The sequence below is a fragment of the Nocardia sp. NPDC049149 genome, assembly GCF_043197455.1.
Lineage (GTDB): Bacteria > Actinomycetota > Actinomycetes > Mycobacteriales > Mycobacteriaceae > Nocardia.
Map to the genome: position 1 here is coordinate 73,595 of NZ_JBICTD010000019.1, position 26,797 is coordinate 100,391.

The window sequence follows — 26,797 nt, forward strand, 5'->3', positions numbered from 1 at the left end:
CGCCGCGCTACAAGCAATTTCCACCGATCACCCCGGTCCTTCCGATCCGATACGGAGAACTTCCGCAATGACCGACAACACCACCGACGCGGTGCTCACCGCGGTGGGTGACCTACTGCCGACCCTGCGCAGACGCGCGTCCGAAACGGAGCAGGCCCGCCGCATCCCTGCGGTATCCCTCGCGGAGATCACCGCGACCGGGTTTTTCGGCCTGTTGCGCCCAGGCCGCCGGGGTGGGCACGAGGCGCATCCGTCCGTCTTCTACGCCGCCGTCGCGGAGCTGGCCTCAGCCTGCGGCTCCACCGGGTGGGTTGCGTCCGTCCTCGGCGTATCCCCGTGGAATCTGGCGCTTTTCGACAGTCGCGCCCAGGACGACGTGTGGAGCGCGGACCCCGACGCGCTCATCTGCTCCTCCTACGCCATGACCGGCACCGCCACCCCCGCCGCGGACGGCTACCGGCTGACCGGCACCTGGGGTTTCGCCTCCGGTTGCGACCACGCCCGCTGGGCGATGCTGGGCGCGCGGGTAATGGTCGACGGTGAGCCCGTTGATTCGTGCACCTTCCTGGTACCTGCTACCGACTACACCATCGCCGACGTGTGGGAAGCGGTCGGACTGCGCGGCACCGGAAGCAATGACATCGCGGTGGACGGGGTGTTCGTGCCTGCGCATCGTGTGCTGGGCGCGGACGCGGTGACGGCCTGCCAGACTCCCGGACAGCGGGTCAATGCTGCCGCACTGTACCGAATTCCGTTCGGCTGCCTGCACACCAGCGCGATCACCGCGGCCATCGTCGGCATGGCGCGCGGCGGCTACCACGCCCATCTCGAGCAGCAACGCGACAGGGTGCGCGCCGCGCTGCCCGGCGATGCCCGCAAGGACACGGGTTATGCTGGTGACGCTTTCCGTGACGATCCGGCCACCCTGGAGCGGATCGCGATCGCCGCCAGTGAGATCGACGCCGCCTGGCGCCAGCTCACGCACAATATCGACGAACTGTACCGGTTAGCGTCGGCCGATGCTCCGATCGGACCGCTGGACCGGGCGCGGCTGCGGCGCGACCAAGTGCGCGGTACCGAGCGCGCCGTGACCGCCATGGACCGGCTGTTCGAGAACTCCGGCGGTAGGGCGCTGCGGCCGGACAATGTGCTGCAGCGTTTCTGGCGGGACGTGCACGGCGGGCGCGCCCATGCGGCCAACGATCCCGAGCGGGTGTACCGCATGTTCGGCGCCGCCGAACTCGCCGCCGGATCGCAGGCACGGAAACCGTGACGGCTCAGCTGGTTTCCGTGCTCGGCCGCCACCCGTGGGTGGGCTCGGCGTGCTGGGACGCACGCCACGCGGCGATCGTGGTGCGACCCGCGGCGGCGGCCGTCGCGGTGCGTCCCGAGCCCGGCGCACTGTGCACCGAATATCTCGAGCATTGGCGGCACCTGTACGAACACGTCTACTCCGCCGCCGAACTACGCCACAGTGATGATCTCGACTTGTCCGGGTGGCGGGCCTCCGATACCGGCGCGGCGCTGCCTCGGGAGCACATGCTGGAGTGGGTCGAGCACGCCGTCGGTCTGGTACGGCGGTCCCTGCCCAGCGCGGAACGGCCCGGGACCGTCCTCGAGATCGGCTGCGGCAGTGGACTACTCGTCCATCGACTGCACTCCTCGACCCGCGGCTACCTCGGCCTCGATCCGGCCGAGCCGGTGGTCGAACGGCTTCGCGCACAGCGACTTCCGGGCGTCGCGGTATTGCGGGCCGGCGCGCACGAGCTCGCCGCGCCGCACATCACCTCGGCCTTGCGCGCGCTGGACGCCGATGGACGGCCGGATTGCGTGGTGCTCAACAGTGTGACGCAGTGTTTTCCGGATGAGCGCTATCTGACCGCCGTCGTCCACGACGCCCTCGATCTGGTCGCGCCCGGTGGCACGGTGGTCATCGGCGATATCCGCAACCTCGCCAGCGCCGCGGCTTTCGCGCATTGGCTCGAACACGCCCGCAACCCTGATGCCGACACCGATCAGCTGGCCCGCCGGGTCGCCGCTCGTCTACGATCAGAGGAGGAATTGCTCTGCGATCCAAGGTTTTTCAGCCAGATCGCACAGCAGCACCCCCGGCCGGTGCGGGTCGCCTGCTTCGCCAAGACGATGCGCGGGGATACCGAACTGACGCGCTACCGCTATGACGTGGTGCTGACCGCAGACGCGCCGCCGTCCGCCACCGTTCGTCACATCGCGTGGGGAGAACTCCCCGGTCACGGCACCGTCGAGCGCCTCGCTACCCTCACCGGCACACTCGACCTGGACTCCCTCCTGATCACCGGGATCCCGAACGCCCTGCTCGAAGCCGAAGCCACGGATGCGGTGGCGCCCGCTCACCTCGCGGCGGCGCTACCGCCGGAGTTCGCGGTGCTGCTGGACTCCGCCGACGGCCGGCGGCTCGCGGCCGGGCGACCCGAACACCACACCGAACTCGAGGCCGTACGCCCCGACCCGCTGTCCGACGTCTGCAACGACCCGTTCGCCCGCTACCTGCGCCGCAGGATGCCGGAAGTACTGACGGACTATCTCGAATTACTCTCCGCCGCATCGGATTATCCACCCATCATCGTTGCCGAGGAGCTGGCCGGATGACCACGACACCCTCTCTGGACTATCTGACCGAACTGCGCGCGACCTGCCGGGGCGCCATCCTCGTGCCGAGCGATCCGGATTACGACCGGGTGCGGCAAGGCTGGAACACCGCCGTCGATCAGCGGCCCGCGGCGATCGTGCAGTGCGCGCGGGTTCCCGACGTGCGGGCCGCCGTCACCGCCGCGCAGCAGCACGGACTCGCGGTGGCGGTGCGCGGCGGCGGCCATGAGGTGGCCCGGCACGCGGCGGCCACCGGCGCACTGCTGATCGACCTTTCCGGACTGCGGACCGTCACCGTCGATCCGATCACCCGGCGCGCCACCGTCGCAGCGGGTGTCACCTGGGCGGAGTTCGATCGTGCCTGCCATCTCCACCGGCTGGCCGTGACCGGCGCGGACGTGTCCACGGTCGGCGTGGTCGGCTCCACGCTGTGCGGAGGGAGCGGATGGCTGCAGCGGATGGCCGGATTCACTTGTGACAGTGTGCGATCCGCGCAAGTGGTGCTGGCCGATGGCAGTCTCGTCCACACCACCCCCGAGCACCGGCCCGAGCTGCTGTGGGCGCTGCGCGGCGGCGGCGGAAATTACGGGATCGTGGTGGCCCTCGAGCTCGCACTGCAGTCGATCGGCACCCTGCACGCGGGCTCTCTACTGTTCCGGCTGGACCGGGCGCGCCACGTCTTTCGCGAGTTCCGGGAGCTGTGTGCCACCGCGCCCGACGAATTGGCATTGCGTGCCACCCTGCTGCACTGGCCACCGGCCGCACCCGACGGGCCACCGATGGCGGCAGTAACCGCAGCCTACTTCGGTCCACCTGATCGAGCACGGACGGTGCTGGATCGATTGCGGCGCTTGGGCGAACCCGAACTGGACCTCATTCGGCCGCTGGAATACCCGGAGTTGCAACGCAATACCGAGCAGGCATTCCACGAGGGCCACGGCACGGCCACCGGAACCGAATGGCTGCGCGCGTTCGACGACGACGCCATCGACGCCCTCGTCGACCTGGCGGCCCGCATGCCCACCCCGCACTCGCTGGTCTCGGTGCATCAACTCGGCGGCGCACTATCCCGAATGCCGTTGGACGCCACCGCATTCGGCTACCACGACGCCGCCTTCCACGCCGTCATGTTCGCTGGCGGACCGGCGGGCACGGACCTGGCGAACGCGCGCCGCTGGATCGCCGACGTCGTGGCCGCACTGCAAGGATGTTCGGCAGGCGGGCCCTACATCGGCATCCTGGACGACACCGCATCGCCGGAACGGGTGCGCCGCGGCTACCATCAGACTTCCTATCCGCGCCTGCAACAGCTCAAAGCCGTCTTCGATCCCGGCAATCTGTTCCGGTGCAATCACAATATCCCGCCGCTGGACGGTGCGCCGTGACCGACGAAACCCTCGACGTGGCCGAGCATGCGCGGGCAGCGGTCGCGGATTTCGATGCGCGGCAATGCCTTTCCGCCCGCGACGATCTCGATCTGTTCGGACTGCGGACCATGGCATCGGCATTGCGACCGGCATTGCCCGACGGCGCGGTGTTGACCGAAGACGACCTCGCGGTCCGGTTGAACGTCGCGCCGAGGCATACCTGGCTGCTGCGCCGCTGGCTGGGGTTGCTCACCACGCACGGCTGGCTGGAGCACGAACCGCGCCGAGGCTATTCGACGCTGCGGGAGCGCTGCGCGCCTGTTCGTGCCGATCTCGATCGGGTCTGCGCAGATCTCGGTTTACCGGCGCAGCTGGCCCGGTTCTTCACCGCTGCCAACCGGCAGGCACTGGATCTGCTGCAAGACCGGGTGCTCGCGCAAGAACTACTGTTCCCGGATGGCGACCTGTTCACCGCGGAGGCTGCCTACCGGCGGAATCCGATCAATCAGTACCTGAACGCGGCGGCCGGTGCGCTGATCACGAGGGCAGTAGACGATCTGGCCACCGACCGGCACCCGGTGCGCATCCTGGAACTCGGTGCGGGAGTGGGAGGCACCACTGCCGATTTGCTTCCGGCGCTCGACGGCATGCCCGTCGAATATCACTTCACCGACGTGTCGCCGTTCTTCCTCGACGCGGCCAAGACCCGCTTTTCGCGATACCCCTGGCTGCGGTTCGACCTGGTCGATCTCAACGCCGAACTACCGCCACCGGGTACCTTCGATATCGTCCTGGCCGCGAATGTGCTCCACAATGCTCAGCATTGCAGTATCGCACTGGAGCGGCTGCGTGAATTGCTGTGCCCCGGCGGCCACCTCATCATCATCGAGTCCTGCCGCGAACATTACCAATTGCTCACCTCGATGCACTTCCTGATGTCGCCGTGGCCCGGTGGCGTCCACCCAGGAACCGGTGACCTACGCGCCGGCACCGACCGCATCTTTCTCACCGAATCCCAATGGCGCGCCGAACTTCACATCGCCGACCTGACACCGTGGCTCGTACTCCCCGGGCCGGATCAGCCCCTGGCCACACACGGTCAGCGAATCTTCGCTGCCCGTACACCCCGGTGACCCGAGGAGCCCACATGTCCCCGCACCCCATCGAAGGTCGCCGATACACCGACACTGACCACTACGAGGTCAGTCGCGAGAAGATCCGCGAATTTGCCCGCGCCGTACAGGATTTCCATCCCGCGCACTGGGACGACGCCACCGCCCGGAGTTTTGGTCACCGGGGCCTGGTCGCGCCTGTCACCTTCGCCTCGACGGTCGCCTCCCTCGCGCAACGCTCGCTCATGCGCGCCGCCCTCGACGGGTACGATCCAGCCCGGCTATTGCACGTGGAGCAGGACATCCGCTGCTGCCGACCGGTGACCACCGGGGACCGGCTCACTCACGAGATCACCGTTGACTCCCACCGTCCGATCCGCGGCGGCGACCTCATCGCCGTCACCACCGTCATCCGAGACCAGGCGGACGAGGTGGTACAAACCGTGCACACCACGCTCGCAGGACGCCCGCACGATTCGGCGCCGACCATGGAAACTCTTGCCATGCTCGATATTCTGGGCCCGGCATCCGAGCCGAGAACGCCAGAGCCCTCCGCCGTACCCGCGAAACACCCTGCCGATCGTCGGATCGTCGCACCGAACCTCACCGCCGGACAGTTCTTCCCGCGTCGAACCTTCCGCCTCACCCGCGGCGAACTCGTCTACTACGCCGGAATCTCCGGCGACGTCAACCCGATCCATTGGCATGACCAATCCGCCCAGCATGCCAACCTCGACCAGGTGGTCGCCCACGGCATGCTGATCATGGGCCTGGGCGCCGCCTGCCTGACCGAATGGCTGGGCGTCCCCGACCGCATCGCCGCCTACTACACCCAATTCGCGACACCGGTACTCATCCACACCACTCGCCACTCCGAAATCGAGTTCAGCGGCACCGTCCGCGCGGTCGACTACACCACCCGGCAAGCAACCATATCCCTCACCGCCCAGTGCGACGGTACCGCAACTTTCGGTGCCGCTTCCGCGACAGTGCTCCTGAACTGAACTGACCGCACTGCAGCGCCTCAACCTTCCCCTAGCAACAAGAACAAAGCTGGAGCGCACACCGAGAGGGACTGTACATAGCTCCTCCGTCAAGCCGCGGTGAGCGAGCCGGCTGGAGTACTAAAGGCACGCCAGCTCCTCATACTGTTCGCCGAGCGAAACTTGGTGCCGCGAAATGTGAGTGGGGCCGGCGGGCGGGGCGAAGGACGCGCTCTAGTTGAAGTCGGGGTCTAGCCAGCGAGCCATTTCGACGCGAAGGCCACGCGGACCTTGTTCCTCGCGGCCTGTCCAGCCGAAGCCATGCCTTCGGTAGACGCTGTCGGCGCTCAGGTCGGCGCGGGGTGGTGGTGTCGTATCGAACGTTGAACCATTACGCAACAACGGAATTGGGGTTCGGGCAACGCAAGACCACGGTACGGGTGGCCAACTGCGACCCCGGCGCGGAGGTCCAGATCGACTTCAGCCGGCTCGGTTGCTCACCGATGCGAGCGACGGTCGTCGCGTGACGCAGAGCCGGATCTTCACCGCAGTGTATTCGCGGCACATGTTCGTCTGGCCGACCTACCGGCAGACATCGAACGGTGATCGCCGGATTCGAGACCGCGTGCGCGTTCTTCGGCGGCGTATTAGCGGTCACGATTCCCGACAACATGAAAGCGATCGTCGATCGAATTGCTTTGCTGGAGAAAGGTTCCGGGACCTAACTGACTGTCACGAACGCGCGGCCAGCTGATGCGGCCGTCGCCAGGACACGAGTGCACGGCACTATTCGACTACGGCCGGTCGAGGTGTTCGACAGCGACGAACTACTTGCGCTGAAGCCGCTGATCGACGAGCCGTTCGACAGCCCGACCTGGAGTCATCCCAAGTTCGCCCCGACTATCACATCCAGATTTCCAAGGCGCTGTACAGCGTTCCGGTGAACTCGTGAGCTGCCGCCTGGTTCACTACCAGAACTCTTGACTGACCTTCACTCGATGGCTCGTGTGTGCCGCCATGCGACGCCGAAGCCAAGAACTGTGAGGAAGATTGAGACGAGCACAATGGTCATGTATCCGAAACCGGGGATGAGCGCGAGTCCAACTGTGCTAGCGATCATGCGAAGCAGCCCGAGGATCGTCGCTTGCAACGAATAGTCCGTTGCCGATGAATCCGCGCGGCTGTTATCCATGTAGACAGTGTTTGTCCAGGTCATGATGGCCGCATAGCCGATACTCATCATGAGGATCCCGGTTGCCGCGACAGTGGCGGATACGTCGCCGCTGGCTATCGGGAGTGTCGCCGCGGCGGACAGGATCCCGGCGACGCCGATCACGATGAGCGGACGGGCCCGCCCCCACCGTGAGATTGCGGCGCCTGCTGCCAAGCCCGCGATTACGCCGACCACCGGCGCGTAGACGCCTTGGAGCGTCGCGATATCGCTCAGGCTCCATCCTCGATCCAGCAATAGCGCACCTTGAACGGCAGTAACGAGATACGCGCCGGAAACCAGGAGAGGTGCGACGATCAGCGCGAAGGTGCGTCGTGTCGTCGAGGTGAAAAAGGTACCTATCCGCGACCATTGGATCGCGGCCGGGGCCTCGCCTGCGGGTTCCCGGAAGCCGATCAGCATGGCGGCTGGGATCGCGAATAACGCCGCGAGAATCAGCAGAGTAACGCGCCAACCCCCGAGGTCGTAGAGAAGCAGCGCGCCGCCGGTGCCCAGGACGATCGACGCAGTGGCGGCGGCGACCTGGATGCCGTTGCCCAGCCCTCGTTCGGTGGGTCCCAGAATCCGTACCGCGAGCCCGTTGGTCGCAGTGTCGTTCAGTGCAGCGAACACGAGCAGGATCATCAGTCCGGCAAACACGAGCGGCAGGTCATGTGCTGGATCAACCACAGACAGCGCGGCGAGCGACGCAGCCAGGGCTGCTTGAGTCGCCCAGAGCCAACTGCGGTATGGCCCCTTACGAGACGGGTGGCCTCGGTCGATAATCGGACCGGCGATGAATCGCAGCACGTAGACCACACCGAACAGCGGCACAAGCGCCACCAGCTTCTTGGGGTGGCCGAGGCTCAGCAAAATCGTCGTGAGCGCCCCGAACAAGAAGGAGAACGCGATGTCGCTGACCAGGTAGAGGCTGACGATCAGCGAATAACGTCGCAATCGGCCCGTGATGGGGTAGTGGTCCAGACTGCTCGACAACGGGGCATTCACGAGACTCCTCATAGAGCCGATACTATGCAACCGACTGACCGTCGGTCAATGAGATTGTGTCAGACGAGAATGGCTCTTGCCACGTCGGTTGTTCTGATGAATGAGGCCACGACGTCGGTGACACGACGATCGTGCATGGGCGGCGGTAGCTGTCCGCCAGTCGCACCGTGCGGGCGGTGGTAGTTGCAATGTGTATTCCACACCCTCAGGGCGTTCGAGCGTTGCTGCTCGGAGGTCCAAGTTCGCCTTCGCGTCCGGCAGAGGTTCGGTGTAGGCGAGGCGGGTGTGGCCGACGACAGCGGAGTGCGGGCACTACCGTCGACCACACCCGGCCGCCGGAAACCGCATCAGGGCCTCATACATCTAGATGTTGCGGGTCAGGACGTTGGTGACGCCCTCGTCACCGCCGCCCCTGCGGTTGGCGTCAGCGGCGGCTGGTGCGTAGGTGGATGCGTTCGCCGGATTTTCCGAAGAGGCTGAGGACTTCGACACTTCCATTGTCGACGGCGCCGAACCAGTGCGGGATGTGGCAGTCGAACTCCGCTGCCTCGCCGGCGCTCATGATGAAGTCGTGATCGCCCAGCCGTACGCGTAGGCGCCCGCGAAGTACGTAGAGCCATTCGTGTCCGTCGTGAGTGCGCAGGTGGGGTTGTTCGTCGTGCGCGGGGATGATCAGCTTGTAGGCGCGAGGTTCTCCCTGATGCCGCGATAGCGGGATCAGCACGCGCCCGTCCTTCTTGGAGGGCTGTTGGGGCACGCGTGGGTCGACGATCCGGGGCGCGGCGACGATCTCGTCGAGGGGGATGCCCAATGCTGCTGTGATCGGTAGCAGCAGTTCTAGGCTCGGTCTGCGTTGACCGGATTCCAGCCGAGAAAGCGTGCTGGTCGAAATGCCGGTGGATCGCGCGAGGTCGGCGAGGCTGACGCCCTTGTTGTCCCGGGCGCGCCGCAGCCGGGGTGCGATCTGCTCGATCACGCCATCGACGGTGGGCTGGTCCATGACCGCAGTCAACCAATGTGTCCCGAAAACAGCAACATTGTTTGTCGATTTCGGATGAATCTCCCGATCCTGTCAATGGAGGTGATCCAGATGGACACAACATGCCGATCGGGCGAATTGCTCGCAAAGACGGTGTGGGACAGCATCATTATCGGTGGCGGGGCTGCCGGCCTGTCGGCGGGGATCGTGCTGGCGCGGGCCCGGTTCGCGACCCTGGTCGTGGACGGCGGCGCGCCACGGAACGGGCCGGCAGACCACATGCACGGGTACCTGACGCGGGACGGCATGGCGCCGAAGGAATTCCTCGCGGCCGGGCAGGACGAGTTCACCCGGTACAGCGGAACACTGACTCGAGCGACGGTGACAGACGTGCGCCGCGCCGAGGACGGGATGTTCGAGTTGCGGCTCGATGACCAACACTGCCTGCGGACTCGGTCGATTCTTGTCGCCACGGGGCTGACCGACGATCTCCCCGACGTTCCCGGCCTGTCCGCAGGGTGGGCATCGCTGGTACATCACTGCCCGCATTGCCACGGCTACGAGGTTCGAGGGCGCACAATCGCGGTCATCGGCAGCTCAATGGCTCCACACTCGGCACACCTGGCCGCTCTGATGCGCCGCTACAGCTCGACGGTAACGTTCTGCGTCAACGGCGCCGAGGTCGACCTCGCCGAACGAGGACGACTCACTGCCTACGGTGTACGTCTCATTGACGCGCGCGTCAGCCGGGTTGTGACAACCAGCGGCGATGAAGCGCTGGCGACGATCGAACTGGACGACGGCGCGACGGTGCCGTGTGAGGCGATCTTCGTTGGGACTCGTCCGGTGCCGAACGTTGCGCTCCTGACCACGCTCGGTGCGGAACGGGATCGGGTGAGCGGGCTGGTCTCGGTCGATTCGGTCGGCGCAACGTCCGTCGAAGGGGTGTGGGCCGCTGGGAACGTGGTCAACCCGCGAGCCCAGGTCGTCACGGCGGCCGGTGCGGGCTGCACTGCGGGCATCGCCATGACCAGTTGGCTGCTCGACCGCGAGCTGTCCGCCGCAGTCTCCGGCAACGGGGGTGCGAGCTGATGACCAGCAACCCGATCGAGACGTCCCGCTGCTCCACGAGGCTGCCCCTCGGCGTGTACCTGCTCGCCTTCAGCCTGTTCGCGATGGGCAGTGCAGAGTTCCTGCTCGCGGGTGTGCTGCCGGCCGTGGCCACCGATCTCGAGGTCCCGCTGTCCTCGGCGGGGTTTCTCATCACCTCGTTCGCACTCGGTGTCGTAGTCGGCGGGCCGCCGTTCGCTGTCCTCAGCCTGCGTTGGCCCCGACGCAGCGCGTTGATAGCCACTCAGGGTGTGTTCGCGGCCAGCGTCGCCGCCGGACTGGTGGGCAACTACGAAGTCCTGCTGCTGAGCAGGGTGATCTCGGGCGTGGCCTACGCCGGCTTCTTCGCCATCGCGTCCGTGACCGCGATCAGCCTGGTCACACCGGACCGCAACGCCCGCGCCTCGGGGGTCATCGTCAGTGGTCTGAGCGTGGCCATCGTGGCCGGAGGACCAGCAGGCACCCTGCTCAGCCACTTCACCCAGTGGCGAGGCGGATTCTGGGCCGTCATCGCCCTAACTCTCACCGGGATCGTCGGCTGCTTGATCGGGATCCCCGCAGCCGACACCGGCTCCCGGTCGACGACACAACCGAGTGTGTCACGGGAGCTTGCCACCATCCGCACACCGCGGCTCTGGGGCATCTACGGGATCACGATCCTGACCACAGCGGCCTACATGATCACGTTCAACTACCTCGCGGCCATGCTCGCCGACATCACCGGTATACCTGCGGTCTGGATCCCCGCGATCCTCGCCCTCTTCGGGATCGGCGCCTTCGCCGGCCTGTCCGTCGGCGGACGCATCTCCGACCGTCGCCCGCATGTCGCGCTCCTGAGCGGAACCGTTGCGATCCTGATCCTTTCGGTCATCATGGTCATCGCAATCCACCACTCGTGGGCGGTTATTCTCACCGTATTCCTGCTCGGGATCGCTGCGTTCGTGCTGAACCCGGCGATCTACGGACGTGTCTTCGCTATTGCAGGCGACGCTCCGACGCTCGCTGGGGCTATGACGGTGTCGGCTTTCCAGCTCGGGATCAGCTGCACTCCGGTCCTCGCGGCAGCCGCACTCACTCGAGGCACCTCCCTCACCTGGGTCAGCGTCATCGGAGCCGTCCTCGCCGCGATCGCCGTCCCTCTCGTCCTTATCGACCGCACCAGGCTAGAAGCTGACATCACACCCGACAAGACCACCACAACCCGGCCAACCACCTCACGGACCTCGCAGTGACACTGCCGCAACGCCCCTCAGTCCATCGGGGGACGACTCGCCGAGCGGTGCCGAACCAGGCCGATCGCACACGTGGTGGCCGAGAGGGGATCTCGCGGGCGTGCACGTCCAAGTGGGTGGGCCGGTGGCGCAGGTCTAGGGACATCGGCCCGATGGACCGGTCGTCCACGCCGCCGCCAATCGACAACGACGCCACCTAAGGTCGTCGAGCAGATCGAGACCTCATGAACGGTGAACTCGGCCCACGAGTTCTCCCAAAGCCGCACGATCGCTGGATATTTCGTTCCCAGACCTGGGCGAAACTCTTGAAACCGTCCCAGCGCCGCAGTCTCAGTGGGTGCGTGTAGACCGGTTTTTATGCATTGGCGGCGTTGCCGCTGCTCGGCCTCGTTTGGTGCGCCGAACTCCCCGAACCGAGAAAGGAAACTCACGAGCGAGTTCAGTTATCGCGGTAGCGACGGCTGCCTAATCCATGTCACTACCGTCGGCGACGGCGATCCGCTGGTTCTGTTGCACGGCGGCAGGCCCGATCACGCGAGTTTGATCCCATTAGCCAATCTGTTGGCCGATCGCTACACCGTGGTTTGCCGGATATCCGCGGGTATGGTCGATCGGTCTGTACCGACCCGGCTCTTCTTACCTGGGCGAAGTACACCGATGATGTCATCGCACTGTTGAATACGCTCTGTGCCCCCGCGCGCTCTTGGGCGGTACCGGCCTGGGCTCGACTATCACCTTGCGCATGAGCATTGCTCATCCAGACCGGGGCAAGGCTGGCGTCTTGATCGGCATCGAAGATATCGAGGATGACGAGGATGCCCAAGCCGCGACGGCCTTACTGGATGCCTTCGCCGAGCCGGTCCGGACTGAAGGACTCGAGGCGGCTTGGGCGCCGATCTTGGAGCTGTTCCCACCAGTGATCACGTCCACGGTGCGCGAAGCAATCCCCAGAGTTGATGAACGCGTCGGGCGCGGTGCTCAGAGATGACGGGTGCGGGGGGTGAGGAGCTATTACAGCAGTTGAAGCGGATGGCGGAGGGCATGGTCGAACTGCTCAGCCGCAGGACCGGTCCCCACCTGAGCGACACGTTGGGCGACCTGGCCGATGAGGTCCGCGCGACACGCAGATTCGGCTGCCGACGAACTCGGCCCCCGGCATGTCGAAAGCAGCGTGAGAGAGGCTGAGGGAACCGGGCACGAGTCGAGCGCGCCGCTGCGAGGTAGAGATCCAGATTTTTTCAAAGATAGATGTGTGGAAATAGTAGTCTCGCGCCCTGTCATGGAGTTGGTGGCTAGAGATTTCGAACACGCTATGGGAATCAGGCTGCCGCTCGCGTCGGATTTCAGGGTAGATCTGGACGCGTATCCTGATCCAGATGTGTGGCGTGAGCGAACTCCTGGGTCGTTTGAGAACTTCGTTTCCTATATTGACCGGAAAGGATTGGGCGAGGGCCAATTCACGGTTGTGGACAACGGCCTGCGCGGCAGCGCGCAAGAGATAATGACTCACGCCCTGGGAAAGGAGATCAATGGACACTATGCCTTTCTGTCAATATCCCCAAACGATCCGAACCCACGCGCTAAGAAGGGGCACGTATTCCACCTTCCAGCAAGCGAATGGCAAGGAGGAAACGCCCGTACCCTACCCGACGATCCGAGACTCACTTTCTTACACACCAGGTCTCTTTGGGTTATCGAGTCGCTCATGCCAGGCCCGGCGCAATCAGCGGTGGCGATTGAGCGGCGCGGGCCGGTGCAAACGTTACCTGATCTACTGCCGAGTCGTATGAAATTTCCAGGACCTCTAGATGGGGCATACCGGGAACCCGGCGTGGAAAAATACTGGGAGCCTGGCGTAGAGGAAGCAAGCAGAGTATCCATTCTCCTCGCCGCCACGCATCACGCACAAAGCGGCAGTCCCGGAAATTTGGATAATTTCACCGACCAGTTGAGAAAGTGGCTCCAGCGTGACGAAAGCCGCGATCCTGATTTGGCAAGACTTACGTCGGCGCTGAGCCTTTACAACGCACACTGAAGGCATCCCACCGACCTTCGTACGGTGCAGCTGTGAACCCGGCCCGACAGCGTCCCGCAGCCAGGACAGCCGACCGGATCCGCACCGGTCCGCACAGATCACCTCGATCCGCAAACCGTCCAGATGCGGGAACAGGACACTCATCAGTCCAAGATCAGAACACCAGCGACATGATGAATCAACCGCCCTTCACATCCCGAACGGGTCACTCACCAATACTGTGCCAGATCCATTTTCACGAGTTGCCGACACAACCGTGTCACGCCCAACCTCTCCGGCGTCAAATTCAGGCTGACATGGCCGCAGCGGACACGCGACTGCAGTCGTTCCTCGGAAGGCCGGAAATTGATCTGTCCGAAGCAGTCCTAGAGCTCGGGGAGGATGAATGAGCGGCACCAGCGGCGTACCTCGGCGATGACTCGCTCGGTGAGCGCTGGGTCGGCGGCGTGGAAGAGGTAGTCGGCGCCGTGATGGATCGAGCCGTACAGCAGCACGGCTGTGGACTCAGGATCCACAACTCGCAGCCCTCCGGCGTCGCGTCCGGCCGTCAACAGCGACCTCAGTACCTCGACATGTTGGAATCCGACCTCCTCGCTACCGGCATCATCGCCGGTCGATCCATGCGGCAAGTGGAACAAAGTGTTGTGCTTGGCTGGATCGAGCAGGAAGGTGCGAATTCCGGCGACGAGCCATGTCTCGATGCGACCGGCCCAGTCATCAGGGTGCAGGAGTGACATCGCCTCGTTCTGCGCGTCGAGCAAGGTCTCGATGTATCGCGCGCGCAGGGCTCCGAGAACGTCCTCGCGGGCTCGGAAGTACGAGTAAAAGGTGCCTTTCGAGACGCCGGCAGCCTGGGTGATGTCCTCGACCGTCACCGCGGCGATGCCCTTCTGTGCCAGCAGTTGCTCTGCGGCGTCGAGAAGTTCGGAGCGCCGTTGCTCCGCAGGTTTGGTCCGAGCCACTCACTGCCTCCTGATCAGGTGTCTGTTGACCTATCGTGCCATATGTTAAGTTATTGACTGACGGTCAGTCGATTTGGAGGCAGTTGATGACTTTGCTGGTTAAAGGTGCGGATGTGTCGGACGACAAGGTCGACGGGCCCGACCGGCCCCCGCGGTCCGCAGTGCGCGACCTGCTGCGCCCGGTTCGCCGGCAGCTGTATCTAGGAGCGGGTCTGGCGTTCGTCAGCTCGATGCTCGGCCTGCTTCCTTACGTGGCGGTGGCCGAAATAGGTCGCGAATTGACATCTGCACAGCAGGTCGACGTCGTGTGGATGTGGGTGTGGGTCGGTGTCGTCGGCGCTGCGGGGCGGTTGCTGCTGATGGTGGTGGCGAATCTGGTGACGCATTACGCCGATGCCGACTTGCAACGCTCTCTGCGCGCTCGGCTGGCGCGGCATGCGGCCGTGCTTCCGTTGGGTTGGTTCACCGGCCGCGGTTCGGGCGAGCTGAAGAAGGCGATGGAAGACGACATCGAGGACATGCACCACATGGTCGCCCATGCGGTCCTCGACCTTGCCAGCGCGATCGGGCTCCCGATCGTCGCACTGGTCTATCTCACGGCGACGGACTGGCGAATGACCCTGGTCACCCTGGCGGTGCTTCCCCTGGCGTCCTTCGCCATGGGAGCTGCGCACCGGACCCTGCCTGCGCGGATGGCCGAGCTGACTGCTGCCCAGGTCGAATTGAACAACGCGACCATCGAATACGTCGACGGCATCCAGGTCGTGAAGGCCTACGGCGGCGCCGGGCGGACCTATCGCCGTCTGTCCGAGGTCATCGACCGGTTCTGCGATACCCTAGCTGCCTGGACCGCTGAGGCAGGGCGGGCGATGTTCCTCACACTCCTGCTCCTTTCGCCCGCCTCGGTACTGCTGGTCGTGGCAGGAGCGGGGACCGGATTCGTCGCGGCCGGCTGGCTCGACCCGGTGGACCTGCTGCCCTTTTTGCTCGTCGGCGTCAGCCTGCCCACGCCGTACATGACGATCGTCCAAGGCACTCAACAGCTCCGTAAGGCTCGTGTCGCCGCAGAGCACCTGCGCAACGTGCTCGACCAGCCAGTACTTCCCGAGCCCGACGCACCGCAGACCCCAAGGGCGTACAGCATTCGATTCGATGCGGTGACCTTTGGCTACACCGCCGAAGAGCCCGTGCTGCAATCGGTGGACCTCCTCTGCCGGCAAGGCACCGTTACCGCTGTCGTGGGACCATCCGGCTCCGGCAAGACCACTCTCAGCAGGCTTATCCCCAGATTCTTCGATGTCGGCGCTGGATCGGTAACCATCGGCGGTGTCGATGTGCGTGACATCGAGCAGGAAAAGTTGCTGGCCAGCATTGCCATCGTGTTCCAGGACATTGTGCTGGTGCGCGACACGATACGGGAGAACATCCGCCTGGGACGTCCCGGCGCAAGCGACGCCGAGGTCGAGGCGGCTGCTCGCGCCGCCCGGATGCACGAGACGATTCTGACGCTGCCTGATGGGTACGACACGGTGATCGCCGGTCGTGGCGGCGTGCTCTCCGGTGGGCAGCGGCAGCGAATCACCATCGCTCGCGCCATCCTTCAAGACGCCCCGATCGTGCTGTTGGACGAGGCGACCGCTTATGTCGATCCCGAGAACGAACGCGCCGTCCAGGAAGCTCTGGGCAGATTGGCCCGCGGACGCACTGTGGTCGTGGTCGCGCACCGGTTGTACACGATCCAACACGCCGATCAGATCGTCGTTCTCGACGCCGGACGAGTGGTCGAACGCGGCACCCATGACGAACTGCTCTCCGCCGGTGGCCGCTACCGGGCCATGTGGACAGCGCAGAACCAGCCCCCTCAGGTCACGACCCCGCAAGAAAAGGACGAGTCTCGATGATCCGCCGCATCCTCCAGATTTGGCCGCACCGCGGCATGATCAATGCGCTCGCCCTGCGCTACATACTCTCCGGCGTCCTCCAGGGCCTCGTGCTTGTCATGCTCCTGCCGTTGCTGCGCGAGCTGTTGTCCGACCCGATTCGCATTGGAGATGTGCACTGGTGGTTGCTCGCGATCGCCATCGTCGGAGTCGCATATCTTGCGAGCGTGTGGTGGAGCCACGCGGTGGGATACCCGACCGCCAACCAGATTATGCGCGACCTGCAACATAGCCTTGGTGAGCACCTCGGGCGGCTCCCGCTGGGTTGGTATGTGAATCAGACACCGGGGCGCATCGCGCGCGTCGTTGCCCAGAACACCCCCTCGGCGGCGAGCATCGTTTCGCACGTCTGGCCTGAGCGGATTGCGGCGATCGCCACTCCGGCCACGGTCGTCGCCGGCGTGTTTTTCGTGGATTGGCGGATCGGCCTAGCCTTCCTGGCGGCGGTGCCCGCCGCCGTATTTGTGATGCGCTGGTCGGCTCCGATCATCCGCGACACGCAGCACCGCATGGACGAGGCTTCTGAGGAAGCAGCTGCCCGCGCCATCGAGTTCGCCCAAGCCCAGCCGGTGCTCCGGGCCACCGGAAGAGCCAGTGCTGGCTTCGCCCCGATGGAGCAGGCTCTCGACCAGCAACGACGCGCGTTCCGTCACGCGCTCGCCCGACATACACTGCCGCAATACGCCTACGTCGGGATCGTCCAGATCGGCTTCACCCTTGTCGTGGTCACCGGAGCCTGGCTCGCCACCCGCGGCGAGCTCGCCGTGCCTGAGGCCATTGCGCTGCTCGTGCTCGCGTCACGCTTCATCGAACCACTCGCCGCGATCGCCAGCCTCTCCGGCGCGATCCAGGTCGCAGACGTGGCCCTCGAACGCGTGGGCACCATCCTGAACGCCCCGCCCCTTCCCGAGCCTACGAGCGGTCAGGCTCCCACTAAGTACGACATCACCTTGAACCGAGTGAGCTTCGCCTACGAGCACACTCGTGTCATCGACGACGTCACCGTCGCAATCCCCTCTGGAGGTATGACAGCGATCGTCGGACCATCGGGATCGGGCAAGACCACCCTGCTCCGACTCATCGCCCGCTTCTGGGATGTCGATTCCGGCTCGATCCAGATCGGCGGGATCGACCTTCGTGAGATCCCCACTCCCGATCTGATGCGCACTCTGGCGATCGTCTTCCAAGACACCTACCTGTTCGACGGCACCATCGAGGACAACCTGACTATCGCTGCCCCGGACGCCGATGAGGCACAACTCCACCGGGCCTCGGCCGCCGCCAGACTTGATGAAATCATCGAACGGCTCCCCGAAGGCTGGCAGGCCCGTACCGGCGAAGGCGGTATCGCGCTCTCCGGCGGGGAACGCCAGCGGGTCGCGATTGCTCGTGCTCTGCTCAAGAATTCGCCCATCGTGCTCCTCGATGAAGCCACCGCCGCGCTCGACCCCGAGAACGAGGCCGCTATCAGCGCTGGGGTCAGTGAACTCGTGGCGGCAGGCAGGACCGTCGTCATCATCGCCCACAAGATCGCCACCATTCAGCACGCCGATCAGATCCTCTTCCTCGACGACGGACGACTGGCTGAGACTGGGACTCACGCCACGCTCCTACGAGCCGGCGGCCGCTACGCCGACTTCTGGCGCGAACGCCACGCATCGGCCGAGTGGAGCATACGCCCGTGATATCCGCGATACAGGAGGCACCCAGCCCCATTCGGTACCGAAGGTCATCGTGTCAGAGCCGACGATGCACCCGGGAGTCCGGGCCAGCCGAACAGCCGTTGCTGTCGAGCCCAAGAGCCGATCGCGACGAAATCAAAGTTCTCGGACCAAGAGGGAAGGCTCTAATCGCCGTTGCGCCAACATCTTCCGCCACTTGCAGCGGTTGCTGCACGCAGTGGCCTTCCACACGGGAATTGATAATGAACGCCATTTTCATTAAAATGGTGAAGTCAGCGACCTGGAGCAGGGACTGGAGACAGTGGTGACAACGGCGCATAAAGTGCGTAGATGCACTGGGACGGTACTCGCTATGCCAGCAGACGATGCCGGTCCAGATCGCCGCTTACAGGACTCGGTTCCTCGTGGTCCGGCTGCACATGCGGCTGGCCGAGCGCATCGACGCGCATGGGCCACTGGAGCATTCGTAGGTGCCACGCTCAATTCGCTGACCGCCGAAATCGACAATCGCGACACCGCGGCGCCGGTTGACGAGAACCTCACGGATGCAAGCGAAAGCCATCCCGATCGGCCGATTGTTGTCGAGGCGGAGCTGACACCAATCCAGGCGTCGTACCGGGTGGGCCGGCGTCCGGATCTTCCCCTGGGTGGCGTATCGACCCACTCCTTCTTCGAAATTCGACGCAGCGCAGCGACATTCGTCACCGCCGATACGCTCGACGAGGTCACGGCACTGGAGGCGGAACGGAACCGCCTGGTCGATCACCACGAGGTACTGCACGCGACCGTCCCAGACGAGGGCAGACAGAGGGTCGAGCCCCTGGCCTGCAGTACCGGCTCGGCGTCACGGACCTGCGCGACCGGCAGGCGCGATATCAGTGGCTGCTGGCTGCGCGAACTCACCGACCGCAGCCAGCTGAAAAGAGCAAGCCGATGACACGCAAACGGAGAACCCGGCACATCGAGATGGTAAGCACTGTCGATGTGCCCATCGAACAGGTCTGGGCCACGATTACCTCGCCCGAGGGCATCAACGCCGAACTGCGGCCCTACCTGAAGATGACCGTGCCCAGGACGTTCCGAGACCGCACTATCGACGACATAGCACCCGGAACCCGGCTGGGTCGCAGCGTCCTCCTGCTATACGGCTGGCTCCCCATCGACTTCGACAACATCACCGTCGCCGAGATCGATCCTGGAACACGGTTCCGCGAGGAATCGACCATGATGTCGATGAGGGTCTGGGTGCATGAACGCACCCTGCGTCCCGTCGGCAACAGCACCGAGATCACCGACTCCGTGTCCTTCGTCTCACGCGCACCCCTTGGGCTGCTCCCATACTGGGGCGCGGCCCTGCAGGCTACCCTGACGTTCTTGTTCCGCCACCGGCACCGGCGGCTGCGGACCTACCTGAACGCGACACGGACCGACCGCGAAAGATCATGACACAAACCCGCAGCGATCACGCTCGCACCGCCGACCCAACCGGAAACCCTCGCCGAAACGCGGAGGAGCGAGGCATCCTTCGAGCCGCTGGCCGGCTCCGGACACGGCGACCTTCAACTCACCCTCGACGACTTCCACCACGTCTGCGGCTCGTACTACTTTTGTATCGACAAGGGACTCACACCTGGAACCGATCCGCGGCGCCCTCGCCCGATTCCTCGACCAATGGACCCATCAACTCCAGTTGCTACACCAGCACCCGCCCCAGGCATTTCTGCCTTTCGACGTCCACGACCAATACACAGGCTGGCTACGCGTCTCCTCCGAAACACCACAACAGCCGTCATCGAGGCCGGATGGAGCAACATGAGGGCTACAGTTTCCTCCCCTCCGGCACCACCGAAGCGGCCGAAACAGTGCACGACTTCAAACCGATCGCCAATGCCGCCCTGTAGTGCGACCTCGACGACCTCATTGCAACCATCGCCAACAACCGAGACACCCTCGCCTCACCACACTGAACCCACCAATCCACAGGTTTTGACACTATCTCGTCCCGGCCCGGGGGCTGCTGACAGAGATACAGGCGACTGACCTCGGACGACGGTCAGTTCGTGGCTAGCGCGCGGAGCGTGAGTTCTACCTGGTGCGCGATTGTGTTCCGCTCGCTGTCTGGCATCAGCTGCGCGATGCGGATTAGTCCGAGGAGCTGATAGGCGATGTCGTTCGCCGTCACATCGGGAGCGACGGTTCGGTCGGTGCGGGAGCGGTCGACTGCTTCCTGACCGATTCTGGTGAGGTGGGCGAGGCATCGCTCGAGGTCTGCGTCTGACGGGGCTCCGCCAGCCAGTACGTCGATCATCGCCTGGTTGGCGATGAGACCGGTGAGCGTGGTGGTGAAGAACTCGCGGAGGCTGTCTGCCGCAGTTTTTCCAGCAGGCAAGGCGGCGTGTGCGAGCGCGGCGAGATCGGTCCCTGTTGCGGCCTGTACGAGGTGCTCGCGGCTCGGGAAGTGCCGGTAGAGCGTGCCGATGCCGACGCCGGCCGCTGCGGCAACGGCCCGCATGTCCACGGCCATACCGGACTTCCGGAAGGCCTCGCTTGCCGCGGCCAGGATGCGTTCCCTGTTCGCGGCAGCGTCTCGCCGCCGCTTGCCGTCCAGTGCCATCCCCCCACTGTAGCCGATTCGGAACATTCGTTCCGCTTGATGTTATCCTGAGCGGAACACATGTTCCGTTACGAGAGAGGCGCAGGCGCCATGAAGACGATCGTGATCACAGGGGGCACCGACGGTATGGGCGCGGCCCTGGCCCGCCACTACCTCACAGCCGGGGACCGCGTCACGGTGATCGGCAGGAGCCGCCGCAAGTTCGATGCCCTGGTTGCCGCCGCGGCCAGTGAGGATCCGTCGGCGGTGGCGCGGGCTGAGTTCATCGCGGCCGACCTGTCCCTGGTGGCCGACAGCCGCCGCGTCGTCAATCAGCTCCTGGCCCACCACAAGCGCATCGACGCACTGGTACTGGCCGCCTCCTTCATCCGGCAGCACCGACAGACCACAGCCGAAGGACACGAGGCGTCCTGGGCACTGTTCTTCCTCAGCAAGTACCTGCTCGTCACCGGGCTCGCCCCGCTGCTGCGTGCGGTGGAACAGCCGGTGATCGTGAACACCGCCGTCCCCGGCACACGGGCCGATGCTGTGGATTTCGAGGATCTGGAGATGGTCCAGGGGTTCACCTTCATGCGCTCCAACGCCCAGCAGCGCCGCGCCAACGAACTTCTCGGCATCCTCGCCACCGACGACAACCCGAACCTTGCCTACCTCACCTGGGGACCGGCCTGGCTGGTGCGCTCCAGCTTCGCGGGCGAAGTCGGCAAGGGCATGCGCATCACCGCCGCCGTTCTCGGGCGGCTGCTGGGCCAGCGCCCGGAAGCAGCGATCCGCCCGATCATCCGCCTCATCGATGATCCGAGCCCAGGACGGGCCGCCTACCGCGGCGCCACCCAGCACACCCTCACCGTCGGTGACCGGGACGAGAAGGACGCCACACGTCTGGCCGCAGCGATCGAGGAAAGCCTGCGATGACTCATCGGAACGCCCCACTGTCCTACAAGGGAGGCCTCCGGCTCGTACGACGCTGGCGCACCCGACCGATCGCTCACGTCGCCGCGTAGATGGGCATCTCACGCGCCTGTGCAAGCAAGTGGGTCAACCGATGGCGGCGCTTCGGCGACGTCGGCCTCCACGGCTGCTCCTCGGCCCCGCACATCAGCTCGAACGCGACCCCGGCGTGGGTCATCGAAACGATCGAAAGCTGGCGGCGCGAGCACAAGTGGTCAGCCCAGCTCATCACCGACGAACTCGCCTACCTGAAGTTCACGATCGACCGGCGCACCGTCAGTCGGCACCTGGCCCGACTCGGACTCAGCAGTGGTAGCCGGAACTCGGCACCGCCAAGGCCGATCAGACCGCCGCTGACACCGATAGCGGCTCCAGCACTGAACACCGCCACGAGAGAACTTCGCGGACCGCAGCCACCGTCGGCGACGAACCGGGATCCGGACTGCGTCGCTCACACTGCCGGACCCTACTGACACGTCGCGGACAGAATCAGGCCCGCTGACGAGGAACGAAGGAATGACTGAGTGAACTGGGCCCGATGGTTCTGAAGATCATCAATGCCCACGTTCGCTCCTTCTCAGTCGCCGGCGCCGAGGAGGAACCCCTCGTCCTGGACGCGTTCACCAGCCGGTCGCAGATTTCGTTAAATCGCCACAGCTGGCGGCGGCGACTGCAGCGTCCGCTGGTCAGCGTCTTTTCGCGTGCCCGCGCGACAAACGGGCGTCAATGTCCGTGGCCAGATACGGGCACTCGGTCGCGGGAAGGTCGCGGTGGCAGTGCAATGAGTGCTCGAGATACTCTCTGGCCGCAGTGAGCCGCTCGATCTGGGCTTCGAACGAATCGATTCGAGCGCGTACCAGGTCATGCCAGTCCCGATTGGCGGCGCGACCGGCCAGCACCGCGGCGATATCGTCGAGGCTCATCAGCCCGGTTTCCTGCAGGTACTGGATTATCGCCAGCCTGCGTACCTCGGCCTGGTCGTAGTACCGCCGACCGCCCCTGCGATCTCCCGGCGAGATCAGACCTTCCTTCTCCCACCAGCGCAGCGTCGACGTCGCCACGCCCAACAACTCGGCGACCTCGCCGATCGACATCGACTCCACCATGCAAGACAAGCGCATCACGCGTCTCACACGCAACCTATTTGACTTGAAGGCGACTTCAACTGAGAGCCTCGCCATGACGATCGCTATGACGAGGAGGAAACGACGATGTGTGGTATCACGGGTTGGGTCGACTGGGAGCAAGACCTCACCCAGCAGCGTCCGCTGCTGGAGGCGATGACCGACACTCTCATCCCGCGCGGTCCCGACGCGGGCGGCGTGTGGCTCTCGCCCCGGGCCGCGTTCGGTCACCGGCGGCTGGCGGTGATCGACATCGAGGGCGGTGTGCAACCAATGCAGGCGTGCCGGGAGGGCGAGCAGCCGTGTGTGGTGACCTTCAGCGGGGAGATCTACAACTTCCGTGAACTGCGTAGCGAGTTACAGGGACTGGGCCACCAGTTCCGTACACGCTCGGACACCGAAGTGCTGCTGCGCAGCTACCTGGAATGGGGCGAGCAGTGCTTGCCCCGGTTGAACGGCATGTTCGCCTTCGGCATCTGGGACCCCAACCGGCAGGGTCTGCTGCTGGGCCGTGACCGGCTGGGCGTCAAGCCAATATTCTACCTGCCCTACGCCGCCGGGGCGCTGTTCGGCTCCGAGCTGAAAACGCTACTGGCTAACCCGATCGCCCCTGCGGAGGTGGGTATCGAGGGCCTGGCCGAGGTGCTGTGTGCAACTCAGACCCCCGGTCACGCGGTGTTCCGCGACATTCGCGCACTGCGGCCCGGCCACTACGCGTGGATCGACCGCCGGGGCTGCCGGGAGCAACGATATTGGGCGCTGGACAGCGGTGGGCACCCTGACGACCTGCCGACTACCACCGCTGCGGTGCGAGAACTGCTAGAGGACATCGTGCAGCGTCAGCTGATCGCCGACGTGCCAGTGGGCACGCTGCTCTCCGGCGGGCTGGATTCCAGCGCGGTGACCGCACTGGCCACCGGCGTGCTGAATCGGAACGGCCGCGACCGGCTCGCCACGTATTCGATCGACTTCGAGGGCAACCAGGACAACTTCCAGCCCAGCGCGATCCGGCCGGAACAAGACACCCCGTTCGCATGGATGGTGGCGGAGCACGTACGCAGCGACCACACCTCGTTACTGCTACGCACCGACGAGGTGATCAAGGCCCGGTCCGAAGTTTTGCGTGCCCGCGACCTGCCCGGGCTCGCCGACACCAACGCCGCCCAGTACCTGTTGTTCCGTGAAGTCAAGAAGCACTCGACGGTAGCGCTGTCCGGCGAGTCGGCCGACGAGATATTCGGTGGCTACCCATGGTTCTTCGATCAGAGGATGCTCGCTGCCCCCACATTCCCGTGGACGGTCTCGGTCACCGCGTTCGAGCCGGTACTCGACCCCGAACTATGGCGGCTGCTGCGGCCGCATGAGTACATCGCCGACCGCTACGCGCAGACCATGGCCGAAGTACCGGTGCTGGACGGCGAGGCACCCGCCGACGCGCGGATCCGGGAAATGTTCTACGCCAACCTGACTCGATGGCTGACCATGTTGCTGGACTTCAAGGACCGGATGAGCATGCGAGTCGGACTCGAGGTCCGAGTGCCGTTCTGCGATCATCGGCTGGTGGAGTACCTGTGGAACACCCCGTGGGCGTACAAGACCTCCGGCGGGCGGGTCAAAGGTCTGTTACAGAATGCGGTCGCCGACCTGCTGCCGACTCCGGTGCTGTACCGCAAGAAGACCTCTTTCCCGGTCAGCCAGCACCCAGCCTACGAACAGACGCTACGGGAGCGGATGCGGGCCGAACTCGCTGACCCCAACTCACCGCTGCTGCCGCTGGTGCGCCGTGAAGCCATACTCGCCTTGCTGGCCGGGCCGCCCGGTCAGCAAGGCATGTGGCGCTCCGCGGACACGCTGTCGTTCCTGCTGCAGATCGCCGAGTGGCTGCGCATCTACCACATCAGCATCCGATGAGACTGTTGAACCGCAAGGTGGGCGTAGGGCAGCAGCCGTATCCATTCTCTCAGCAGGGGTCGTACGTCAATATCCAGGGAGAGGATCGGTGGATCGCCCTAGCGCAGGTAGAGGTCGTTGGGGTCGTGAAGGACCGACGGGTCGCGGTTGGCCGCCGTCAATGGGCGGGGCCGAGTGTGGTGTCGTGGATCAGGACGGCGACGTATTCTGCTGTGCGATCGTAGAAGTCGCCACTGCGGGTTTGTCATGATCGTTCGCTGTCGGCCCGTATCACAGTCAATTGGGTCCTCGCCGGTGCTGGTGGCGGAACAACAAGGTCAAGGTAACCTGCAGGGCTGTGCCCCAGCAGGGAGTAGCCGGAGGGGTGCGCGGGGGACGAAGGACACGGCGTCGGTGATCTCGGTGCTGTCACCCCGGACGCTCAAGCTCGATGCGTTCGGGGTGACGGTCAGTTCTGGCGAGACGAGTCTGCGATTCACACCGTCTGAGTGCGCCGTCGACCAGGTCCGTCATGTCGTCCGGCATACCGAACTGCGCCCCGAGTGCCAGCTCGAGCCGCTCGAGCGACTGCCCAGTGAAGTCGAGTCGGAAGCCGTCCTCACTCTCCAGTGCTTCCAGCGCGTGCAAGTTGAGGCTGATGTCGTCCAGCCAGTCATCGTGACCCCGGTATTTGCTCGCGGTGCGGATCGCACGGTACGCGCCTCATGACTAGGGACCCACCTCCAGCGACGTCCGCTGGTGAAGTAGGTGTGCGTATTGGTTGTGTCCCCCTCCGGACACCAGTGCTAAACCCAGGGAGGCTGGCACTGACAACAGCGAGCTGTTGTCGGTGCTGGTACCAGACTTGGACGTTCAGGGCTTCGTAGAGAAGCGCCTTATCCTCCGGAGCTCCAGCAGTCAGTACGGCGCGGATATCTCCAGCCGATTCGATCAGCTTGTGCATCTCGGCTTCGGTCAGTCGAATCGGCTTTGGTATCGCATCAAGTTCGGCTTCGGCTGCTGCCTTCTCCGCTTGTGCCGGGTTCATCGAACTCACGAAAACTGTCGGATCGACTCCCGCCTCAATCGCGGCGACATGCCGTGCCAACTTCGTCTCGGCATCGGCAACTTGGCGACGCAGCAACGCACGACGGGCATCAGAATCGTCAGCATTCTGCGCTTCGAGCAGAATTGCAACGGTTTGGTCTCGATGTTGCCGGTCGAAAAGGGTTGAGAGCCAACCATCTAACGGATCCACCAGCACTGATTCTCGAAGGTTGACCGTCTTCGGATGATCAGCCAACTCAGAGCTGCCGGGTGCGAGAGTTCTTGCACGGCAACGGTAGTAGACATTCGGGCCGACAAGTTCGGCTTGCATCTTGCGATTGCAGGCGTCACAACGGATATGTCCGCGCAGCAGGTACGGACGCGGGATCAGAGTTCTGATCCGCTCCAGCTTTGCGCGGTCTCGGTTGTTGATACCGGCACTTGCCCCGTGAGTGTGGGGCGGTATATGCGGTCACCGACGCTCACGGCTCTAGGTAGAGACGTTCATTGGATAGGCGCGGCAACCCTTCGGCGTTGCCTGCAATGACGGTCAGTGGCTCGTGACGGCGGCGAGTTTGCCAGTCCTGAACGAAGATCAGGGCCGCGGTTAGGCATGCCGCGTAATCCATTCGCACACCGGGGAATTGGATTGAGAGATGTACGTCTATCTCATCAGGATGAGGCGAGTCCGGGCTATCCACCGCCGCTCCCCTGCCCTGGTGTCGACACACAGGATCGGATCGCCTCAACGACCGCCATCCCGGACGGCCGGAATCCGTCAACGGGGTCGTGTACCCATTCTCGGTATCCCAACAGCGGATCGAATGGGGTCAAGTCCCGGGGCGTGGTGTAACTGAGTGGTCACCGCATGATCCGAAGTATGGTCAGGCGGTGAGTTCTGCTGGTGCTGGGTCCTCCTGTTC

At 64.7% G+C, this 26,797-nt stretch carries 23 protein-coding genes and 1 pseudogene; 19 read left to right on the plus strand and 5 right to left on the minus strand.

Going from position 1 to position 26,797, the window contains the following annotated elements; translation table 11 throughout:
- The first annotated feature begins 67 nt into the window (after positions 1 to 67).
- The 6 genes from hsaA (at position 68) to ACGFNJ_RS42900 (ending at position 6,815) form a co-directional block, all read left to right on the plus strand.
- A complete protein-coding gene (gene hsaA / locus ACGFNJ_RS42875; RefSeq protein WP_393462202.1) occupies positions 68 to 1,273 on the plus strand; it encodes a 3-hydroxy-9,10-secoandrosta-1,3,5(10)-triene-9,17-dione monooxygenase oxygenase subunit in 1,206 nt (401 codons plus the stop codon).
- Positions 1,270 to 2,628: a class I SAM-dependent methyltransferase gene (locus tag ACGFNJ_RS42880; RefSeq protein WP_393462204.1), complete on the plus strand. Its 1,359-nt coding sequence runs from the start codon at positions 1,270 to 1,272 to the stop codon at positions 2,626 to 2,628. Before hsaA ends, ACGFNJ_RS42880 begins: the two co-directional genes overlap by 4 nt.
- The gene (locus ACGFNJ_RS42885; RefSeq protein ID WP_393462206.1) at positions 2,625 to 4,013 is read left to right on the plus strand and encodes an FAD-binding oxidoreductase; all 1,389 of its coding nucleotides are present in this window, start codon (positions 2,625 to 2,627) and stop codon (positions 4,011 to 4,013) included. The genes ACGFNJ_RS42880 and ACGFNJ_RS42885 overlap by 4 nt, the downstream gene beginning before the upstream one ends.
- Complete coding sequence (locus ACGFNJ_RS42890; RefSeq protein WP_393462208.1) at positions 4,010 to 5,128, plus strand: class I SAM-dependent methyltransferase; 1,119 nt, start codon at positions 4,010 to 4,012, stop codon at positions 5,126 to 5,128. The genes ACGFNJ_RS42885 and ACGFNJ_RS42890 overlap by 4 nt, the downstream gene beginning before the upstream one ends.
- Before the next feature lie 14 nt (positions 5,129 to 5,142).
- The gene (locus tag ACGFNJ_RS42895; protein WP_393462210.1) at positions 5,143 to 6,111 is read left to right on the plus strand and encodes a fused (3R)-hydroxyacyl-ACP dehydratase subunits HadA/HadB; all 969 of its coding nucleotides are present in this window, start codon (positions 5,143 to 5,145) and stop codon (positions 6,109 to 6,111) included.
- A gap of 581 nt (positions 6,112 to 6,692) precedes the next feature.
- Complete coding sequence (locus tag ACGFNJ_RS42900) at positions 6,693 to 6,815, plus strand: hypothetical protein (RefSeq protein ID WP_393462212.1); 123 nt, start codon at positions 6,693 to 6,695, stop codon at positions 6,813 to 6,815.
- 266 nt (positions 6,816 to 7,081) lie between these two features.
- On the opposite strand, the gene ACGFNJ_RS42905 is transcribed toward ACGFNJ_RS42900, so the two are convergent.
- Both ACGFNJ_RS42905 and ACGFNJ_RS42910 read right to left on the minus strand, forming a co-directional pair.
- Positions 7,082 to 8,308, minus strand: a complete 1,227-nt coding sequence (locus ACGFNJ_RS42905) for an MFS transporter (RefSeq protein ID WP_393462214.1) — start codon at positions 8,306 to 8,308, stop codon at positions 7,082 to 7,084.
- A 424-nt stretch (positions 8,309 to 8,732) separates the two neighbouring features.
- Positions 8,733 to 9,308 carry a helix-turn-helix domain-containing protein gene (locus tag ACGFNJ_RS42910; protein ID WP_393462216.1) on the minus strand — a complete coding sequence of 192 codons (576 nt, stop codon included), beginning with the start codon at positions 9,306 to 9,308 and terminating at the stop codon, positions 8,733 to 8,735.
- Positions 9,309 to 9,398: 90 nt separating this feature from the next.
- Between ACGFNJ_RS42910 and ACGFNJ_RS42915 the strand changes: the two genes are divergently transcribed.
- From ACGFNJ_RS42915 to ACGFNJ_RS42930, 4 genes are all read left to right on the plus strand, one after another.
- Positions 9,399 to 10,379 (plus strand): NAD(P)/FAD-dependent oxidoreductase, encoded by a 981-nt coding sequence (locus ACGFNJ_RS42915; protein WP_393462218.1) that lies wholly within the window; start codon positions 9,399 to 9,401, stop codon positions 10,377 to 10,379.
- Positions 10,379 to 11,629, plus strand: a complete 1,251-nt coding sequence (locus ACGFNJ_RS42920) for an MFS transporter (RefSeq protein WP_393462220.1) — start codon at positions 10,379 to 10,381, stop codon at positions 11,627 to 11,629. Before ACGFNJ_RS42915 ends, ACGFNJ_RS42920 begins: the two co-directional genes overlap by 1 nt.
- Positions 11,630 to 12,371: 742 nt before the next feature.
- Positions 12,372 to 12,617, plus strand: a complete 246-nt coding sequence (locus tag ACGFNJ_RS42925) for a hypothetical protein (protein WP_393462222.1) — start codon at positions 12,372 to 12,374, stop codon at positions 12,615 to 12,617.
- 291 nt (positions 12,618 to 12,908) lie between these two features.
- A complete protein-coding gene (locus ACGFNJ_RS42930) occupies positions 12,909 to 13,664 on the plus strand; it encodes a hypothetical protein (RefSeq protein ID WP_393462224.1) in 756 nt (251 codons plus the stop codon).
- A gap of 365 nt (positions 13,665 to 14,029) precedes the next feature.
- On the opposite strand, the gene ACGFNJ_RS42935 is transcribed toward ACGFNJ_RS42930, so the two are convergent.
- Positions 14,030 to 14,626: a TetR/AcrR family transcriptional regulator gene (locus tag ACGFNJ_RS42935; RefSeq protein ID WP_393462226.1), complete on the minus strand. Its 597-nt coding sequence runs from the start codon at positions 14,624 to 14,626 to the stop codon at positions 14,030 to 14,032.
- An 86-nt stretch (positions 14,627 to 14,712) separates the two neighbouring features.
- Here ACGFNJ_RS42935 and ACGFNJ_RS42940 point away from each other — a divergent pair, with 86 nt between their 5' ends.
- The 4 genes from ACGFNJ_RS42940 (at position 14,713) to ACGFNJ_RS42955 (ending at position 19,694) form a co-directional block, all read left to right on the plus strand.
- A complete protein-coding gene (locus ACGFNJ_RS42940) occupies positions 14,713 to 16,527 on the plus strand; it encodes an ABC transporter ATP-binding protein (protein WP_393462228.1) in 1,815 nt (604 codons plus the stop codon).
- Positions 16,524 to 18,251, plus strand: coding sequence for an ABC transporter ATP-binding protein (locus ACGFNJ_RS42945; protein ID WP_393462230.1), 1,728 nt, complete (start codon positions 16,524 to 16,526; stop codon positions 18,249 to 18,251). Before ACGFNJ_RS42940 ends, ACGFNJ_RS42945 begins: the two co-directional genes overlap by 4 nt.
- A gap of 349 nt (positions 18,252 to 18,600) precedes the next feature.
- Positions 18,601 to 19,185 (plus strand): hypothetical protein, encoded by a 585-nt coding sequence (locus ACGFNJ_RS42950; RefSeq protein ID WP_393462232.1) that lies wholly within the window; start codon positions 18,601 to 18,603, stop codon positions 19,183 to 19,185.
- Positions 19,182 to 19,694: a hypothetical protein gene (locus ACGFNJ_RS42955; protein ID WP_393462234.1), complete on the plus strand. Its 513-nt coding sequence runs from the start codon at positions 19,182 to 19,184 to the stop codon at positions 19,692 to 19,694. The genes ACGFNJ_RS42950 and ACGFNJ_RS42955 overlap by 4 nt, the downstream gene beginning before the upstream one ends.
- Before the next feature lie 607 nt (positions 19,695 to 20,301).
- On the opposite strand, the gene ACGFNJ_RS42960 is transcribed toward ACGFNJ_RS42955, so the two are convergent.
- Positions 20,302 to 20,862: a TetR/AcrR family transcriptional regulator gene (locus ACGFNJ_RS42960; protein WP_393462236.1), complete on the minus strand. Its 561-nt coding sequence runs from the start codon at positions 20,860 to 20,862 to the stop codon at positions 20,302 to 20,304.
- A gap of 90 nt (positions 20,863 to 20,952) precedes the next feature.
- Between ACGFNJ_RS42960 and ACGFNJ_RS42965 the strand changes: the two genes are divergently transcribed.
- A complete protein-coding gene (locus ACGFNJ_RS42965) occupies positions 20,953 to 21,777 on the plus strand; it encodes an SDR family NAD(P)-dependent oxidoreductase (protein ID WP_393462238.1) in 825 nt (274 codons plus the stop codon).
- Positions 21,774 to 22,157, plus strand: a pseudogene (locus ACGFNJ_RS42970) (helix-turn-helix domain-containing protein); the annotation flags it as partial. The gene ACGFNJ_RS42965 and the pseudogene ACGFNJ_RS42970, both read left to right, overlap by 4 nt.
- Positions 22,158 to 22,499: 342 nt before the next feature.
- Here the strand turns inward: ACGFNJ_RS42970 and ACGFNJ_RS42975 are convergent.
- On the minus strand, positions 22,500 to 22,907 hold the full coding sequence (locus ACGFNJ_RS42975) for a MerR family transcriptional regulator (RefSeq protein ID WP_393462240.1): 408 nt from the start codon (positions 22,905 to 22,907) through the stop codon (positions 22,500 to 22,502).
- 117 nt (positions 22,908 to 23,024) lie between these two features.
- Between ACGFNJ_RS42975 and asnB the strand changes: the two genes are divergently transcribed.
- The 3 genes from asnB (at position 23,025) to ACGFNJ_RS42990 (ending at position 26,061) form a co-directional block, all read left to right on the plus strand.
- Positions 23,025 to 24,848: an asparagine synthase (glutamine-hydrolyzing) gene (gene asnB, locus ACGFNJ_RS42980; RefSeq protein WP_393462242.1), complete on the plus strand. Its 1,824-nt coding sequence runs from the start codon at positions 23,025 to 23,027 to the stop codon at positions 24,846 to 24,848.
- 393 nt (positions 24,849 to 25,241) lie between these two features.
- Complete coding sequence (locus ACGFNJ_RS42985; RefSeq protein WP_393462244.1) at positions 25,242 to 25,556, plus strand: hypothetical protein; 315 nt, start codon at positions 25,242 to 25,244, stop codon at positions 25,554 to 25,556.
- A gap of 121 nt (positions 25,557 to 25,677) precedes the next feature.
- Positions 25,678 to 26,061: a hypothetical protein gene (locus ACGFNJ_RS42990; protein ID WP_393462246.1), complete on the plus strand. Its 384-nt coding sequence runs from the start codon at positions 25,678 to 25,680 to the stop codon at positions 26,059 to 26,061.
- The last annotated feature ends 736 nt before the right edge of the window (positions 26,062 to 26,797 follow it).

Coding starts and splice junctions, on each gene's coding strand:
- hsaA (WP_393462202.1), top strand. CDS start 68: ATGACCGACAACACCACCGACGCGGTGCTCACCGCGGTGGGTGACCTA.
- ACGFNJ_RS42885 (WP_393462206.1), top strand. CDS start 2,625: ATGACCACGACACCCTCTCTGGACTATCTGACCGAACTGCGCGCGACC.
- ACGFNJ_RS42895 (WP_393462210.1), top strand. CDS start 5,143: ATGTCCCCGCACCCCATCGAAGGTCGCCGATACACCGACACTGACCAC.
- ACGFNJ_RS42910 (WP_393462216.1), bottom strand. CDS start 9,308: ATGGACCAGCCCACCGTCGATGGCGTGATCGAGCAGATCGCACCCCGG.
- ACGFNJ_RS42915 (WP_393462218.1), top strand. CDS start 9,399: ATGGACACAACATGCCGATCGGGCGAATTGCTCGCAAAGACGGTGTGG.
- ACGFNJ_RS42920 (WP_393462220.1), top strand. CDS start 10,379: ATGACCAGCAACCCGATCGAGACGTCCCGCTGCTCCACGAGGCTGCCC.
- ACGFNJ_RS42925 (WP_393462222.1), top strand. CDS start 12,372: ATGAGCATTGCTCATCCAGACCGGGGCAAGGCTGGCGTCTTGATCGGC.
- ACGFNJ_RS42930 (WP_393462224.1), top strand. CDS start 12,909: ATGGAGTTGGTGGCTAGAGATTTCGAACACGCTATGGGAATCAGGCTG.
- ACGFNJ_RS42940 (WP_393462228.1), top strand. CDS start 14,713: ATGACTTTGCTGGTTAAAGGTGCGGATGTGTCGGACGACAAGGTCGAC.
- ACGFNJ_RS42945 (WP_393462230.1), top strand. CDS start 16,524: ATGATCCGCCGCATCCTCCAGATTTGGCCGCACCGCGGCATGATCAAT.
- ACGFNJ_RS42950 (WP_393462232.1), top strand. CDS start 18,601: ATGCCAGCAGACGATGCCGGTCCAGATCGCCGCTTACAGGACTCGGTT.
- ACGFNJ_RS42955 (WP_393462234.1), top strand. CDS start 19,182: ATGACACGCAAACGGAGAACCCGGCACATCGAGATGGTAAGCACTGTC.
- ACGFNJ_RS42960 (WP_393462236.1), bottom strand. CDS start 20,862: ATGGCACTGGACGGCAAGCGGCGGCGAGACGCTGCCGCGAACAGGGAA.
- ACGFNJ_RS42965 (WP_393462238.1), top strand. CDS start 20,953: ATGAAGACGATCGTGATCACAGGGGGCACCGACGGTATGGGCGCGGCC.
- ACGFNJ_RS42975 (WP_393462240.1), bottom strand. CDS start 22,907: ATGTCGATCGGCGAGGTCGCCGAGTTGTTGGGCGTGGCGACGTCGACG.
- asnB (WP_393462242.1), top strand. CDS start 23,025: ATGTGTGGTATCACGGGTTGGGTCGACTGGGAGCAAGACCTCACCCAG.